At 49.5% G+C, this 16,352-nt stretch carries 10 protein-coding genes and 1 pseudogene; 5 read left to right on the plus strand and 6 right to left on the minus strand.

Annotated features, from left to right (window positions below):
* The first annotated feature begins 243 nt into the window (after positions 1-243).
* Positions 244-438, plus strand: coding sequence for an MbcA/ParS/Xre antitoxin family protein (locus QUE34_RS09640; RefSeq protein ID WP_000956368.1), 195 nt, complete (start codon positions 244-246; stop codon positions 436-438).
* A 115-nt stretch (positions 439-553) separates the two neighbouring features.
* On the opposite strand, the pseudogene QUE34_RS09645 reads toward QUE34_RS09640, so the two are convergent.
* The 6 genes and pseudogenes from QUE34_RS09645 to lsrR form a co-directional block, all read right to left on the minus strand.
* A pseudogene (locus QUE34_RS09645) lies at positions 554-939 on the minus strand (hypothetical protein).
* 190 nt (positions 940-1,129) lie between these two features.
* Positions 1,130-2,452: a type II toxin-antitoxin system serine/threonine protein kinase toxin HipA gene (hipA, locus tag QUE34_RS09650; RefSeq protein ID WP_001544563.1), complete on the minus strand. Its 1,323-nt coding sequence runs from the start codon at positions 2,450-2,452 to the stop codon at positions 1,130-1,132.
* A complete protein-coding gene (hipB, locus tag QUE34_RS09655; protein WP_001296726.1) occupies positions 2,452-2,718 on the minus strand; it encodes a type II toxin-antitoxin system antitoxin HipB in 267 nt (88 codons plus the stop codon). Before hipB ends, hipA begins: the two co-directional genes overlap by 1 nt.
* A gap of 214 nt (positions 2,719-2,932) precedes the next feature.
* Positions 2,933-8,353 (minus strand): ECSE_1600 family autotransporter, encoded by a 5,421-nt coding sequence (locus QUE34_RS09660; RefSeq protein WP_103253606.1) that lies wholly within the window; start codon positions 8,351-8,353, stop codon positions 2,933-2,935.
* A gap of 529 nt (positions 8,354-8,882) precedes the next feature.
* Positions 8,883-10,475 carry an autoinducer-2 kinase gene (lsrK, locus tag QUE34_RS09665; protein WP_000113145.1) on the minus strand — a complete coding sequence of 531 codons (1,593 nt, stop codon included), beginning with the start codon at positions 10,473-10,475 and terminating at the stop codon, positions 8,883-8,885.
* 78 nt (positions 10,476-10,553) lie between these two features.
* Positions 10,554-11,507: a transcriptional regulator LsrR gene (gene lsrR, locus QUE34_RS09670; RefSeq protein ID WP_000154346.1), complete on the minus strand. Its 954-nt coding sequence runs from the start codon at positions 11,505-11,507 to the stop codon at positions 10,554-10,556.
* A gap of 249 nt (positions 11,508-11,756) precedes the next feature.
* Here lsrR and lsrA point away from each other — a divergent pair, with 249 nt between their 5' ends.
* The 4 genes from lsrA to lsrB are packed head-to-tail and all read left to right on the plus strand — an operon-like array spanning position 11,757 to position 16,340.
* Positions 11,757-13,292 carry an autoinducer 2 ABC transporter ATP-binding protein LsrA gene (gene lsrA / locus QUE34_RS09675; RefSeq protein ID WP_000958013.1) on the plus strand — a complete coding sequence of 512 codons (1,536 nt, stop codon included), beginning with the start codon at positions 11,757-11,759 and terminating at the stop codon, positions 13,290-13,292.
* Complete coding sequence (lsrC, locus tag QUE34_RS09680; RefSeq protein WP_021552079.1) at positions 13,286-14,314, plus strand: autoinducer 2 ABC transporter permease LsrC; 1,029 nt, start codon at positions 13,286-13,288, stop codon at positions 14,312-14,314. Before lsrA ends, lsrC begins: the two co-directional genes overlap by 7 nt.
* Positions 14,314-15,306, plus strand: a complete 993-nt coding sequence (gene lsrD, locus QUE34_RS09685; protein WP_103253604.1) for an autoinducer 2 ABC transporter permease LsrD — start codon at positions 14,314-14,316, stop codon at positions 15,304-15,306. Before lsrC ends, lsrD begins: the two co-directional genes overlap by 1 nt.
* Before the next feature lie 11 nt (positions 15,307-15,317).
* The gene (lsrB, locus tag QUE34_RS09690; protein WP_105268487.1) at positions 15,318-16,340 is read left to right on the plus strand and encodes an autoinducer 2 ABC transporter substrate-binding protein LsrB; all 1,023 of its coding nucleotides are present in this window, start codon (positions 15,318-15,320) and stop codon (positions 16,338-16,340) included.
* Positions 16,341-16,352 lie beyond the last annotated feature (12 nt).

Consider the following 16,352-nt stretch of genomic DNA (forward strand, 5'->3'; position numbering starts at 1 on the left):
TCAATTCTTCATGTTGGCTTTGATCCCGCATCGGCTAGCAGTCGTATGAATCATTATGAGAAAGGGCGCCATGTCCCCGATATTGATACGATTCGACGGATGGCGGCAGAGTTAAACGTGCCGTTGAACTACTTTTTTGTGATGATCAGACAACAGCAGAACTTGCATTGCTCATATCCCGGATGACAGAGGAAGAGCGAAGTAGTCTTATCGAAGCACTCAAAACGTCTTCAGGTGTAAAACATGCTGACAAAAAATGATGTTCTTCAAAAGGCTATTGATCTTTTTGAAGGTAACGAAAGTGCAGCATTAAACTGGTGCAATGAACCAAACAGAGCATTACAGTGGAAAACGCCCTCCGAGATAATGGACTCAGAAGAGGGGGTGTTGAAAGTTGCCATGCTCATTTTTCGAATAGAGCAAGGGGTTTATTCATGATTTACGACTCATCTAATTTCTCCAACTAACGGTTGGAGAAATTTGGGAAGGTAAGCAATATACAGAATGACGGAAATAAATCGTCCATGCCCTTTGCCGAAAATTATAACCAGCATTATGACGACTTGTGTAACTCCCGAATTACATGTTTGGCAACAGACTTTCCACCGGAATAACCGTATTGATTTTTACCGCTTTGACAATTTCTATCAACGATAGGGTATTCTGCGCCAGTTGGTCTTGCAGTTCACTGACTTCCGCCTGCAACTGCTGGTTTCTGGCCAGCAAGGCCTGACGGGTTTTGCGGTTGACGTATTGCTGTTTTTCTTTTGGGCGTAGATTCAACGGGCCAAGTTGCTGATCAACATAGGCAGCAATTAGGCGTTTTCGCTCAAGGCTGCTCAGCGTACTTAAACCACCGTTAACGATACCTTTTGCCTTGAGCCGAATATGCAGGGCCTTGGCGGAAATAGGGGACTTGTCAAAGCCTTCAGCCAGCATCAGTTGTAATTCGTGCTCGATCAGTGTGTCCAGTTCCTTTCGTGAGAGGCAATGGAGAAATATGAAGTTGTTTACCATCGTAGGCTATTTAACATAATATACATTATGCGCACCAACATAAACCAAGGGAGAATCCAGTAGTTGGCGGTCATGATTGTCCTGCTCATTAACAACGGCCAAACCCCATATCTTACTTAATACCGTATTCTCGGCTTAACCGACGGTGCAACCTCAACACATTGGTTTCAACTGCCGTCACCACGTTCTCCGGAAAATCTGTCGGTAATGAAGTCTTCACGTTATCCAGTGCTGCCGGAATCATTCTGGCAAAGTCACTCAGGATTTCATGCATCTGCACTTCCGGAAATTTCAGCACCTTTGCTGTCGCCAGAAAATGTCGCGGATAAATTTTATCGATTGCCGTTTTTTTGCCTTTGGATGCGTTAAGCCCCATTGCCAGTTTGAGATCGCTGATGTGTATTCCTGCGCCACCCAATACCGGAAATGCTGAAATGATGTCGTAAAATGGCGTGAGTCGATAACTGCCGCCAGCCTGAATAAATACGGAGAAGTTTTTTGCATGGCCATCCGTTGCGCCAATCAACCACTGGAACACCTGAAACTTCATAAAATCATAGCGATCTTTCAGCGCCTCGCTGGACCCCATCAAAAAAGCCATGATCCGCGCGATGCCTGGGCCTCCATCTGATTCATATTTCACCGATGAAGGTAAACCGAATGTCTGACACATATCCTCCTGTGGCAAGCGAAGTAAAACCGTTCGCTCAGCATTCCAACGCCTGTCAAAACGTTCGACCGCTAACGCGCGCACATTTCCCGCTTTAATGATTTCTGCGTCCGGCACATTCAACCCAAGTTCTTTCGCCAGCAGCAGACAGTAATACTCATTATCAACGCTTTGGCTGAGATCGAGCGTCGCATTGGGCTGCCTGATTTCGCCAATCGGTAATTTAATGATGTGCGTCGTCGGCGTTATTCCTTTCGGAATGCACCAGTCATTGCCTATTCTGAGCAGCGCTGTCTTCTCCTGCGCGCCAGCAACCGAGATGCGAAAGTCATTTTCTTCTCTAATCATGCCTAGAGGGATATCTGCTTTATAAGCCGTTAATACTTCTTCAAGCCTGGCTTCAGTGAGCTGTTCCCATGCCATTATCGGGCGCGTTATGGTTTCATTTTCGGGTAATAACGTTACGGCACCAACGCTATCTCGCCCTATTTCTGACAATAAATCAAACGGTTGCCTGGATTTAGCATGATAACGTTTAACGATCCGGTCACGTACAATCGGGCTATCGGGTAACAGGTTATCGAAGAAGTTAAATACGGCATCAGAGGTGATATTCCCCCTCTGCAATGGCAGCGAAAGTGACAACGGTCTGGCATAACGGTTAGCTAACCACTCCGGTGCATACTTAAAGGTGTGCGCGCCATTGGCTAACTTCGTTAACTCGCCTACCCGCTGGTTGTTCATCCAAGTGACAAGTTTAGGCATTACCACTCCAGATCTTGCTGTTCTGTTGATTCTGGCGAGGCATTTTTCGTGTCGCATAGCGTCATTGAGAGTTCAAGCGACTGTAAAATCTTAAAAAATGTCGTGAGCGTGGTATTGTCAGGATTGTTTTCGAAATTGGAAATTGTCGCCTGCTTAATACCGATTTTTTTCGCCAGCTCGCTCTGCGTCCAGCCATTTTGCTGACGAACCAGTTTCATTGCATTCGCTAATTGCGTTGGGCTATAGATCTTCTGAAAGCTCATCATGTCATACGTCCACAGCATATTTATCCGTTCAAGGGGATATTATCAGTTTTATCCTTTAGTGGGGATAAAGTCAATCAGGAAACACATCTTATCCGCTCTACGGGATAAACACTGTGATATCCGCGATCGCGGATAAAAAGGAGGATTTAAAAGTCGTTTGAAGTCGGCAATATTAAGCAGCCGCATGCCATCTTCGACATGCGGCTTATACGGTTTACCAGCTATATTTCACACCCAGCATGCCCTGAGTATCGCTATAGCCTTTATCACCTAGTTGCACACCGACATTCCCCCACAGGCTAAGGTTGTTATTTACTTTCGCCTCAACCCCGGTACGTACTTCACCGAGATTACGCGCACCATCACGGCTTACGGTTTGACCATTCATCTTCACGGCGTAGACTTTGCTGTTGTTGATCCAGTTCGCTTCAATGTAAGGCTGGAACTCACGCTGTTTACCATTGTCACGCTGGTGATGACTGTTCAAGTAGGTTTTCACCCCAAGTCGCGTTTGCACGTTTCCGTCGCCTTCCGTTTCAATGCGCGTTCCGTCTTTCCGGGTATGGTCAGAATCTTTCACACCCATCCAGGTGATTTGTGCCTGAGGTTGAATGTACCAGGTATTCAGCGTCCCTTCGCTGCCGCTAAATGTTCCCGCTTCAAAGGTATATCCGCCCTCAACAGAGGCCGTCACACCGCGAGAATCATAGTCGTCAGCAGAACGGTTATCGGAACTGACGCTGTTATCAAACCAGTTATACAGCGCCCAGCTGTCAACATAAGCGCCGGTCTTATTCGCATCGTTCTGATACCAGGTCGCGTACATCCCAGCGCTGTAACCGCTGATGCGCCCATCCGATTTATAACCCACACGATTACTCTGAGTATTACTGTGCTGATTGGCATAGCCTGCCATGACGCCGAGATGCCAGCGATCCTGCGCGTTGCTACTCCACTGCGCCAAATCGCCGCCTAGCTGCAATACATAGCGGTTAGCCTGAGTATTTAGCTGACCGTCACCGGCCCTTGAACGTTCGTGCCCTCCGACATGACGCATCCACATACTGCTTGCCGAACCCTGAGAATGCAGTGAATCTGTATACTGCGGCTCACCCAGACGGTCGTGTAAACGATGGCTAAACAGCGAGTTGGCTGCGGCAATGTTGCTGATATAGCTTCCGGCCTCCGGGCGATAAACTGATGGGCCTTCCGGATCCACAGCAGGAGGATTATTGATGGGATCGGGTGTATCCGGTGGCGTTACGCCTTCCCATTTACTGGTTAGATACCAGTTTTTCTCGTCATTCCCCTTCCCTTTAGCCAGTGTGTAGACGTAAGCCCCAGCTTCGACAGTTCCGGTGGTCAGCGCGAAGTTACCTGCAGAATTACCGCCAACCTCAATGAGTTCAATACCGTTGACCGTTTGTGCACCGACGCCGCCAATGTTATCAACCCGAACGCGAGTGTTCCCTTGGGTATCGCCTTTCACGTTCATTTTATCCGTGGGTGAATTATCGCCGCCCAGCGTCGCGTTGAACGTCATCAGGCCATTGTTTCCGGTATAGTTGCCGTTAACGGTCAGTACATTCCCCGGTTTCCCCCCTTCGCTATTCATTTGAACCGTGCCACCATTCTCCAGATTGCCGCCGATAGTGGTTTTGGCGACACGCAGTGTCCCCCCAGGCATAACGTTCACATCACCTGCAGTGGTGACATTTCCCGACATCACACCGCTGTTATGGATATTAATGTGCTGACTTGCCATATTAATGGCAGAGTCGGAACCGAAAGCAATTTCACCACCCACGATATCCGTCGTACCCTGATACGCCGCGGAATCGTTGTTAAGAGTCAGGATCCCGGTCCCCAGTTTTGTCACATCGCCGCTACCGGTGATACTGTGCGTCATCGCCCAGCTACGCTCAGTGGCGATGGTGAGCAGGCCATTATTGATAACGGAAGCATCACCCAGGTTTTTCTGCTCGTTGACGCTGAGCGCGCTGCCTGCATCGATGTTGAATTGCCCCACAAAGCGGCTATTATCGCCATCCAGCTCTACGTCTGTGCTGGCGGTTGCGCTCACGATACCTTTACCGCTTATGCTATTGCGCAGTTCGCCGGTCACGTTTTTTAGCGTTAACAGACCGTCATTGGCAATATTCCCTCTGCCTAACCCCTGCGTATTGTCGAGGCTGACTTCCGCATTTGGGCTAATGCTGGTTAACGCATTGTAGCGTGCATTAAGCCCCTCGATAGCCAGTGTTCCCCCTGTAACATTCAGGTTTCCGCCACCTGTCAGTTCGCCCTGACTGATCCCACCTTTATTCACCGTCAGCGAACCTTCTTTGAACAAAATAGTCGAACCCATCAGCCCGGTGAATGTCTCTACCGTCTGCTCCGATCCATTAAGATCGACGATGGCCGCGTTGCTGATGTTCAGTTCCCGAGTATTGCCCAGCGCGCCATCCGCATCGGTACGTAATGTCCCCATCTGAACATAGGTTGCCCCCTGATAGTCGTTCTGACCGTTGGAAAGCGAAACCTGTCGCACCGTATTGATTGCCAGATCCCCTTCACCACCGATTTTTGCCGACATATCGGCCGTTGCGCCATAGGCTCCGCCATGTTCGGCTAACGTCAGCTTTTGCCCACCATGGATGTTCAGCGCTTTCAGCCCATAGTTAACATACAAACCATCACCAGGTGCGGTCGTGAGTCGGAATCCATAATCACCCTCGGCGACCACTGTTCCGTTTTGTGCAATGTGTAACGTTTTGTCCGCTTCCACCTCGTCACCCTGTAAATCACGTAACGTTAATGAGCCACCCGACCCAATAACCGTTTGCGCCTTCACCAGTTGAACGCCGACATGGCTATCATCGTGTTCCAGCAAATTGAGCGTAGTCAGAGGGTTATTCGCCATGGGATCATTCCACGGTTTAGGCACGTCGATAAGCACGTCGCCCGTCCCGTTTACCTGATAGTTACGGCCTTTCCAGGTGTAGTCACCCGCGCCGACAACCAGTGTATCGACGCTGATATATCCCTCCGCAAGCGTCGCAGCAGGTATATCCGTATCGAAAGTGAGCGTACCGCCATTCATGGCTAGTCCACCAATGGATTGCTCTCCCACTTTTACCGATGTGGTATTTTCACTGTCAGACTGAAGCATCGCGTGAGTAAGCGCAGCGGTGTTGTCGCGTTCCAGTGTGAAGGTACTGTCTTTCAGTTGGGCAACACCGGCGAATTCAGTTCCTGTTGCATGGGTAAAGCCAAACATTTTGTCGGAGGATGACAGCTGCACTCGCATCAAGCCATCGCCTTTGAGCGCATTGGTCAGCGTGTAATCTCCTGCGCTGTTCGTTGATGCGAGAATGTCGAGCGTACCGGGGCTTGCAATGGTTACTTCACTCGAACCCATGCCTGTTACCCCATCTGCCGTATGTGACGCAATAGTCAGGAGGCCGTCATTGACCAGCGTTTTACCGCTATAAGTATTCCCTGCATTGAACACAGTATGGCCTGCATCATGCATCACTCTTCCGTCTTTATCGTCACCTGTAATCAGCATGTCGACCTGGTAACCGGCATCGCTGTTATTGGTGTGATTAAAGACAAAAACGCCTTCGCCAAGACCGAACTCCACCTTCGTCGCATTGGTGATAAACCCGGCATCTGCCGCAGCCTCACCGTGGGCAGCACCAATGTTTAGCGTTCCTACAGCAGGCTCAAAAACACCTAAGTAAACTTCTCCACCTTCGACATTCAGCGTGCCGTTATTCGTCAGGGTTAACGTACCTGTGCCAGTCGTCCCTACGTTCATATTGAATGTTTCAAGAAGAGAGTTCTGCCCATCCACCCGCACGTCGCCCTTACTTTTGTCATTGAGAGCTATCTGTGTATCACGCGCTTTAACTATACCTCCGGTGGTAATATTCAGTTCACCCGTGCCTAATACACCGACCTGTAGCAATTGGGCGTTAGTAGATGACGTTTTTAAATTCCAGAGACTATCCGTTGAAATATTAACTATCCCCTTACCGGAGGCATTTCCTCCGATAAATCCATAGCCCGTTGAATTAAGGGTGGCACCATTACTGACATTTACGATGCCGCTACCAAAATTACCGATATTGATACCTACAGTATCGAACGATGATGTCGCATCCATCAGGTTCAGTGTGCCGATACCGCTTGCTTTATCGCCCAAAAAAGTAATATTTTGCGATACGAACTTACCGCCATCGCTGATATTGAGGTTTCCGACGCCCGCAACACCAATAGTGGTATAGACATTCTTATTGACCTCCCACATCCCCCCCGTGGTGATGCTAACCTTCCCGACGCCGGTTTCTCCATAACCGAGTGAGCTTCCTCCGTTGCTGACAACAACCCCCTCATTACTGATATTCATTTCGCCGTGGCCGTCATAACCAAGATTAGTTCCGAGATTAGTGATAACGGAGTTCTTATCCTTAACAGTAATGTTGCCTGTGCCTGTTTCTTTCATCCCCGCAGTGATAATTCCCGAATCTACTTTGCCTTCACTCGAGACATTAAGTTCACCGTCGCCAGCATCACCGATATAGATATAGCGGAAAGCTTCGCCCGTTCCGAGGAAATTCCAATGCCCTTTATCGGTCACGTTGACGACACCGTGGGACCCGTCCTGAACGCCCACCAATGAATATTCTTTATTATTAATCAGTCCATTATTGGAAATATTGACTGTGCCATTACCGAAATATCCATTATAGAGTCTGCGTACCGTGATGACAGAGTCTTGATCCTGCACATTCAGGGTTCCGATACCGGTGAGGTTGCCACCGATAATCGTATTTTCAGCCGTAATTAGCCCCCCATCGCGAATAGTTGCTTCGCCCGTCCCTTGATTACCAATTTGAAATTCAATTGAGGAATCATTATTTTTTATTAGCCACTCGCCACCCTTTTCAACGACAACCTTACCATTACTGTTCGCCTGATATCCTACAATGGCGACTATTGAACTCGTGACGTAACCCTTATCCGTAATATTTAATGAGCCTGTACCGTAACTCCCTATTTCGAATAATTCGGTCGTCAGAACCGAGTCCTCTCCTTCAACATTGACCGTCCCGACGCCTCCTGTCGAAGAACCTATCCTTAAATATCCTCCGTCAACGTGACCCTTCTGTTTAATATTCAGCGTCCCCGTTCCGGATTGACCCACATTTAAAGGCCTTGCATTATTTCCGCTATCATACAATCGCCAGGTGCCACCCAAAACGTTAACGGTGCCCTCTGAGTCCTCATTACCACCAATGACGCTGGTAGTAATAGTGGTTAAGGAGGCATTACCGCCAGCCAAAATATTAAGCACTCCAGTGCCATACCACCCAACCAGGTAGGCATCGTAAGCAACATCAGTATTAATATTGGTAATCTGACCATTATCAACTTCCAGACTCGCACCAGACGCTGAACCGCTTAGTGCCAGCAAAACACCCAGCGTCAATCTACTGAATTTCGTTGTCAATCCAGAGGATTTACGCAAATTAACCGTTGATGTTTTACCTACCCTGCGAGTTAATTCCGAGCAGGCCTGAAATACCTGTAGGGTGCAATTCCATATCACGCGATAGATTCTATTCATATAAACGCTCCATATACAAACAATACAGCCACGAAAGAGATGAGTCATCAGACGTTAAAAATGAAACTTATTAAGTTGTCAGAGGTCTGTATTGAGTGTTGGTTGGAGGTGGGAAGGTGTCAATTTGGCTAATTTGCTAATACTTTCGAATCGATAGATTAAAAATTGCATAGTTCTTATTTTATTTAAAAATGAACCATGAGTTATTGTTGCTTAATAAGAAAACTGTTTCTTTCAATAAGAAGATTATCATCATCATATTTAACAAAGAATAGCACTAATTGCTAAAAACAGAAGTTTATTAAAACCCTTTTTCATCCATTAATGCCTTTAGGAATATTCGCTATAAAATAAGGGTTATGCTTAATGCTTTAAGAAAAATAGCAATTTTCCCTTGAATATAGTACTGGTGATGGAACGATGAATCTGCAAGCTGGCATTTAACAAGCCAGCTCTAAAGAAGGGAAATAAGAATACCAATACTCAAAAACTAACAGCCACAGTCATCATGATGTGGCTGTCAATGAAACTATAACCCAGGCGCTTTCCATAACGACGTCGTCAGTCCATGATCAACCAGCCCCAGCTGATCCTGATAAACAGCCTGCCACTTATCGCGTGAATCCTGATAAAGTTCATGCTTTTCCGGGTCTGGTGTGTGCGTCCGTTCCCAGCGAACCAGGCGTTCTCCGGTTTCTGCCATTGATGAAAAAATTCCGGCACCGACGCCAGCTGCAATGGCACATCCTAATGCGGTGGCTTCTTTGACCACCGGAATATTGACGGGTAATCCCGAGACATCAGCGAGAATTTGACTCCATAATTTCCCTTTTGAACCTCCGCCTGCAAAGACTAACGATGAAGGATGAATATTCGAGAAATCAGCGATTTGCTGCAAGTTACACGCTGATACAATCGCCGCATTTTCTTCCAGCGCACGGAACAATGTCGCTTTGTTACATTTATCCGGATCAATAGACAAATTAATAAAGGAAGGCGCAGCGTGATACCAGGTTTTAAAGCGCATTCTGTCGGAGAATATCGGCATTACGCCCCACGACCCAGGCGGCACACGACTTGCCATCTCTTCCAGCAACGTATAGGTGTCGATGCCTAAACGTTCGGCAATCAGTTTTTCTTCGGCACAGAAAGCATCGCGGAACCAGCGCATGGTGAGTCCGGTAAAAAAGCTTATAGATTCAGCTTGTACCATGCCAGGAATAACATGAGGATTAACGCGCACGTTCATTTCTGGGTCTGTCACCGGCGCGGCTAAGTTTACAACTTGCTGCCAGAATGTACCGCCAAGAACAGCGGTTTGTGCCGGACGGACAACGCCTAACCCCAGGCAACCAAGTTGCACGTCGCCTCCTCCAACGACCACCGGAGTGCCCGCCTTCAGACCGCAGAGTTCCGCCGCTTGTGAACTTACCACGCCCAGCAATGTGCCGGTTTCTTTGACAGGAGAAAGAATATCGGCCCGCAGTCCGGCCATATCCAGCAATGCAGGTTTCCAGTCACGGGTGGTTAGATCAAGAAGTCCCGTGGTGCCAGCGTTAGAGGGATCCACCGCCAGTTCACCGCTGAGCATATAGGCCAGCCAGTCGCTGATCATGGTGATGGTCGACGCCTGTCGGTAGATATCAGAACGATGGTGCGCCAGCCAAAGTAATCTGGGAATAGCGCTTAAAGCCAGCGTTTGTCCGGTGGCGCGATAAACTTCGTTTTCAAAGGTATTGTTGTGCAGTTCTTTAAGTTCGCTAACTTCGCGCGCCGCTCTGGCATCCACATTGGCGCAGGCCCAGATCGGTGTTCCTTCATTGTTATATAAAACAATGCCTTCGCGCATCGAACATGCCGAAACGGCAGCGATATACTCCGGGGCTATGCCGGCGTTGTGCAGCGCCTGGCGCATACACTCACATGCCAGTTGCCAGTTTTTGTTGAGATCAAATTCCATAGAACCAGGAACGTCCGGTACTGCCAGATGCCGCCACTCCGCCTGTCCCACTGCTATTTGATTGCCTTCCAGGTCGAATATCACAGCCCGAATACTTCCGGTGCCTGCATCCAGCGCCATCAGGTAGTACTTTGATTCTGAAGGGGTAAAGAGTCGAGCCATTAGATTATCCTCGGCTTATGCGTTCTGTCTGTTCCTCTATACGTTCTCCATCATTCCCGGTAATAAGGTCATGCAAATTTAACTACGTAAAATCGCCGCTGCTGTGTCCTGATCGGTAACCAGTGCGTTGATATAGCCGCCTTTAATTGCAGCGGCAATGGCTTCGGCTTTATTTTCTCCCCCTGCCACGCCAACCCGGACGGGAATGGTCTTCAGCGCGCTTAAAGGTAAGCCAATCAGTTCGTTATGTATTTTGATATCCGTGACAACGTCACCTTTTGCATCAAAAAAGTAGCCTAAGATGTCGCCAACCGCCCCTTTTCGACCAATCATTAACTGTTCGCCCTGGCTGATATAACCGGAGCGAATGATCGTCGCGTCGTCTTGTTGACTCACGGCCCCAATGCCGACAATCGCCACATCCGCAGCTTGTGCGGCTAACAGAACATCTTTGACGCAATTTTCATTTTTTAGCGTATGGGCAATGTCAGCGGAGGATGCCCGCAGCGGAGCCGGAATAATATTCACACTGCACGCCGCATTAAGCTGCCCGATACCCGTCATATAAGAACCGACGCCACCGGAGAGCGTGACCAGGCGAATTTGCTGCGACGAAATAAAACCACTTAAGCGTTGCAGCGTATTCATGGTTGCCTCGCCAAAACCAATCGCCAGCATCTGTTGTGGTTGAAGTAAACTCATCAACATATGCGCCGCGCCTATCCCTAGTCGCCCGCCGACATCAGCATCCGCAAGCCCAGGGATCACCCGGACATGTTGCAGCGAAAACTGACAACGTAATTGAGTTTCATATTCCAGACAGCCTTCAAAGCGAGAATTAATCTGCACGCGAATAATGCCGGACTGATGCCCTTTTTCCAGTAATCGCGACACTTTCAAGCGAGTCAGCCCGAGACGCTCGCTGATCTCGCTCTGGGTCAGCCCGTCGTGATAGTAAAACCACGCGATCCGCGCGACCTGTTCTTCTTCACACATTCCCTGTTCTGAAATTGCCGAATCGTTGATTGTCATAATTCATTCTTCACTTTGAACATATTTAAATCTTTAATGCAATTGTTCAGTTCTTGCGCATTTATATCTGTGATAGCAACCACAGTTTGACTCTACGAGCATGAACAAACGCAACCGTGAAAATCAAAATAGCATAAATTGTGATCTATTCGTCGGAAATATGTGCAATGTCCACCTAAGGTTTATGAACAAATTGAAAGCAGAAATACATTTGTTCAAAACTCACCTGCAAAACTGAACGGGGGAAACATGCTAACGAGTGATACCCGCGCGTTACCGCTACTTTGCGCCCGCTCGGTTTATAAACAGTATTCAGGGGTTAATGTCCTGAAAGGCATCGATTTTACGTTGCATCAGGGGGAAGTCCACGCCCTGCTTGGCGGCAATGGTGCCGGTAAATCGACGTTAATGAAGATCATTGCCGGTATTACCCCTGCTGATAGCGGTACGCTGGAGATTGGGGGCAACAACTACACCAGATTAACGCCAGTTCATGCTCATCAGTTGGGTATTTATCTCGTTCCCCAGGAACCGCTGCTTTTCCCAAGCCTGTCGATAAAAGAAAACATTCTGTTTGGGCTGGCAAAAAAACAGCTCTCCATGCAGAAACTGAAGAACTTGCTGGCGGCGCTGGGCTGCCAGTTTGATCTGCATAGTCTGGCAGGATCGCTGGATGTCGCCGATCGCCAAATGGTGGAAATCCTCCGCGGGCTGATGCGCGACTCGCGGATTCTGATCCTCGATGAACCTACCGCCTCGCTTACCCCCGCCGAAACCGAACGTTTGTTTAGTCGCTTGCAAGAGTTGCTTGCTACTGGCGTGGGTATTGTTTTTATCTCGCATAAGCTGCCGGAAATTCGCCAGATTGCCGATCGAATTAGCGTGATGCGCGACGGAACCATCGCCTTAAGCGGCAAAACCAGCGAACTGTCTACCGACGACATTATTCAGGCCATCACGCCAGCGCTACGGGAAAAATCGCTCTCTGCCAGCCAAAAATTATGGCTGGAGTTACCTGGCAACCGCCCACAACATGCCGCCGGAACGCCGGTGCTGACACTGGAAAACCTGACCGGCGAAGGTTTTATGAATGTCAGCTTGACGCTTAATGCCGGAGAAATTCTGGGTCTGGCTGGGCTGGTGGGGGCCGGACGCACAGAACTGGCCGAGACGCTCTATGGTCTGCGTACTTTGCGTGGCGGACGCATTATGCTGAATGGTAAAGAGATCAATAGATTATCCACTGGAGAACGTTTACTGCGCGGTCTGGTTTATCTGCCGGAAGATCGCCAGTCATCCGGACTGAATCTCGATGCTTCGCTGGCCTGGAATGTCTGCGCCCTTACTCATAACCTTCGTGGATTCTGGGCGAAAACCGCGAAAGATAACGCCACACTGGAACGTTATCGTCGGGCGCTGAATATTAAATTTAACCAACCGGAACAAGCTGCGCGGACCTTATCCGGCGGCAACCAGCAAAAAATCCTGATTGCCAAATGTCTGGAAGCTTCGCCGCAAGTTTTGATTGTCGATGAGCCGACGCGCGGCGTGGATGTCTCGGCCCGTAATGATATCTACCAGCTGTTGCGCAGCATCGCCGCACAAAATGTGGCTGTGCTGCTTATCTCCTCTGATCTGGAAGAGATCGAACTGATGGCAGATCGCGTATATGTGATGCATCAGGGCGAAATTGCCCACTCTGCACTGACCGGACGCGATATTAATGTCGAGACCATTATGCGCGTTGCCTTCGGCGATAGTCAGCGTCAGGAGGCATCATGCTGAAGTTTATCCAGAACAACCGTGAAATCACGGCACTGCTGGCGGTGGTGTTGCTGTTTGTATTACCCGGTTTTCTCGACCGCCAGTATTTAAGTATGCAAACGCTGACCATGGTTTATAGCAGCGCGCAAATCCTGATCCTGCTGGCAATGGGCGCGACGCTGGTGATGCTCACGCGCAATATCGATGTTTCGGTAGGTTCGATTACCGGAATGTGCGCAGTGCTGTTGGGAATGTTACTGAACGCGGGGTATTCACTACCTGTTGCTTGTGTCGCGACTTTACTGCTTGGTTTGCTCGCGGGATTTTTCAACGGTGTCCTGGTCGCGTGGCTAAAGATCCCTGCCATTGTTGCCACGCTCGGTACATTAGGATTGTACAGGGGCATCATGTTGCTGTGGACTGGCGGTAAATGGATTGAGGGGTTACCCGCCGAACTGAAACAACTCTCCGCCCCGCTGCTGTTTGGCGTTTCAGCAATTGGTTGGTTGACGATAATTCTGGTGGCATTTATGGCCTGGCTGCTGGCGAAGACGGCGTTTGGACGCAGTTTTTATGCCACGGGCGATAATTTGCAGGGCGCTCGTCAACTGGGCGTTCGTACGGAAGCCATTCGAATTGTGGCATTTTCGTTGAACGGCTGCATGGCGGCACTGGCGGGGATTGTGTTTGCTTCGCAGATCGGTTTTATTCCCAACCAGACCGGTACCGGGCTGGAGATGAAAGCGATTGCAGCCTGCGTGCTGGGCGGTATTAGTTTGCTCGGCGGTTCCGGTGCGATCATCGGTGCGGTACTCGGCGCATGGTTCCTGACGCAGATCGATAGTGTACTGGTGCTGTTGCGCATTCCGGCATGGTGGAATGATTTTATCGCGGGCCTGGTTCTGCTGGCGGTGCTGGTGTTTGATGGACGCCTGCGTTGTGCGCTGGAACGTAATCTGCGGCGGCAAAAATATGCCCGCTTTATGACGCCACCGCCATCCGTTAAACCCGCTTCGTCAGGTAAAAAACGGGAGGCCGCGTAATGCGTATTCGCTACGGTTGGGAACTAGCTCTTGCCGCACTGCTCGTGATTGAGATTGTCGCATTTGGTGCAATTAACCCGCGGATGTTAGATCTCAATATGTTGCTGTTCAGCACCAGTGACTTTATCTGCATTGGCATTGTCGCCCTACCGCTGACGATGGTGATTGTCAGTGGCGGGATCGATATTTCGTTTGGCTCGACCATCGGCTTGTGCGCCATTGCATTAGGCGTACTGTTTCAAAGCGGCGTGCCGATGCCGCTGGCGATTCTTCTGACCTTTCTGCTCGGCGCATTGTGCGGGCTGATTAACGCCGGATTAATTATCTATACCAAAGTTAACCCGCTGGTGATTACGCTTGGCACGCTGTATCTGTTTGCCGGAAGCGCTCTGCTGCTTTCCGGGATGGCCGGAGCGACGGGGTACGAAGGTATTGGTGGATTCCCGATGGCGTTTACAGATTTCGCTAACCTGGATGTGCTGGGACTACCCGTTCCGCTGATTATCTTTCTGATATGTCTCCTCGTTTTCTGGCTCTGGCTGCATAAAACCCATGCCGGACGTAATGTGTTTTTGATTGGGCAAAGCCCGCGCGTGGCGCTTTATAGCGCGATTAAAGTTAACCGCACCTTATGTGCGCTCTATGCCATGACGGGGCTGGCGTCTGCGGTCGCCGCTGTGCTGCTGGCATCGTATTTTGGTTCAGCACGTTCCGATCTCGGTGCGTCGTTTCTGATGCCCGCCATCACCGCCGTGGTGCTTGGCGGTGCCAATATTTATGGTGGTTCCGGTTCCATTATCGGCACCGCCATTGCGGTTTTACTAGTGGGATATTTGCAACAAGGTTTGCAAATGGCAGGAGTGCCAAATCAGGTGTCCAGCGCCCTTTCCGGTGCGCTGCTTATCGTCGTTGTCGTAGGTCGTTCCGTTAGCCTGCATCGCCAGCAAATTAAAGAGTGGCTGGCGCGTCGGGCCAATAACCCATTGCCATAAAGGATATCTTCATGACACTTTATCGCTTTAAGAAAATCGCCTTACTTAGCGCTCTTGGCATTGCCGCAATCTCTATGAATGTGCAGGCCGCAGAGCGTATTGCTTTTATTCCCAAACTGGTTGGCGTGGGATTTTTTACCAGCGGTGGCAACGGCGCACAACAAGCGGGTAAAGAGCTGGGCGTTGATGTGACCTACGACGGGCCGACAGAACCCAGTGTTTCTGGTCAGGTACAGTTGATTAATAACTTCGTCAATCAGGGGTATAACGCCATTATCGTTTCTGCGGTTTCGCCTGATGGCTTGTGTCCGGCACTGAAACGCGCCATGCAACGTGGCGTGAGAGTGCTGACCTGGGACTCTGATACCAAACCGGAGTGCCGCTCTTACTACATTAATCAGGGAACGCCCGCCCAGTTGGGAGGTATGTTGGTGGATATGGCGGCGCGTCAGGTGAATAAAGACAAAGCCAAAGTCGCGTTTTTCTACTCAAGCCCCACCGTTACGGACCAAAACCAGTGGGTGAAAGAGGCGAAAGTGAAAATCGCCAAAGACCATCCAGGCTGGGAAATTGTCACTACGCAGTTTGGCTATAACGATGCCACTAAATCGTTACAAACCGCAGAAGGAATATTAAAAGCCTATAGCGATCTCGACGCCATTATCGCCCCGGACGCCAACGCCCTGCCCGCTGCCGCACAAGCCGCAGAAAACCTGAAAAATGACAAAGTTGCGATTGTCGGATTCAGTACGCCAAACGTGATGCGTCCGTATGTAGAGCGCAGCACGGTGAAAGAATTTGGCCTGTGGGATGTGGTTCAGCAAGGCAAAATTTCAGTTTATGTCGCGGATGCATTATTGAAAAAAGGATCAATGAAAACGGGCGACAAGCTGAATATTCAGGGCGTAGGTCAGGTTGAAGTCTCGCCAAACAGCGTTCAGGGCTATGACTACGAAGCGGATGGTAATGGCATCGTACTGTTACCGGAGCGCGTGATATTCAACAAAGAGAATATCGGCAAATACGATTTCTGATGTGCATTACTT

The sequence above is a fragment of the Escherichia sp. KS167_9B genome, assembly GCF_030295215.1.
Classification (GTDB): domain Bacteria; phylum Pseudomonadota; class Gammaproteobacteria; order Enterobacterales; family Enterobacteriaceae; genus Escherichia; species Escherichia coli_F.

Excerpts from the sequence above, each read along its gene's own strand:
- lsrD (WP_103253604.1), top strand. The coding sequence starts at position 14,314 with ATGCGTATTCGCTACGGTTGGGAACTAGCTCTTGCCGCACTGCTCGTG.
- lsrB (WP_105268487.1), top strand. The coding sequence starts at position 15,318 with ATGACACTTTATCGCTTTAAGAAAATCGCCTTACTTAGCGCTCTTGGC.
- lsrA (WP_000958013.1), top strand. The coding sequence starts at position 11,757 with ATGCTAACGAGTGATACCCGCGCGTTACCGCTACTTTGCGCCCGCTCG.
- lsrC (WP_021552079.1), top strand. The coding sequence starts at position 13,286 with ATGCTGAAGTTTATCCAGAACAACCGTGAAATCACGGCACTGCTGGCG.
- QUE34_RS09640 (WP_000956368.1), top strand. The coding sequence starts at position 244 with ATGCTGACAAAAAATGATGTTCTTCAAAAGGCTATTGATCTTTTTGAA.
- QUE34_RS09660 (WP_103253606.1), bottom strand. The coding sequence starts at position 8,353 with ATGAATAGAATCTATCGCGTGATATGGAATTGCACCCTACAGGTATTT.
- hipB (WP_001296726.1), bottom strand. The coding sequence starts at position 2,718 with ATGATGAGCTTTCAGAAGATCTATAGCCCAACGCAATTAGCGAATGCA.
- lsrR (WP_000154346.1), bottom strand. The coding sequence starts at position 11,507 with ATGACAATCAACGATTCGGCAATTTCAGAACAGGGAATGTGTGAAGAA.
- lsrK (WP_000113145.1), bottom strand. The coding sequence starts at position 10,475 with ATGGCTCGACTCTTTACCCCTTCAGAATCAAAGTACTACCTGATGGCG.
- hipA (WP_001544563.1), bottom strand. The coding sequence starts at position 2,452 with ATGCCTAAACTTGTCACTTGGATGAACAACCAGCGGGTAGGCGAGTTA.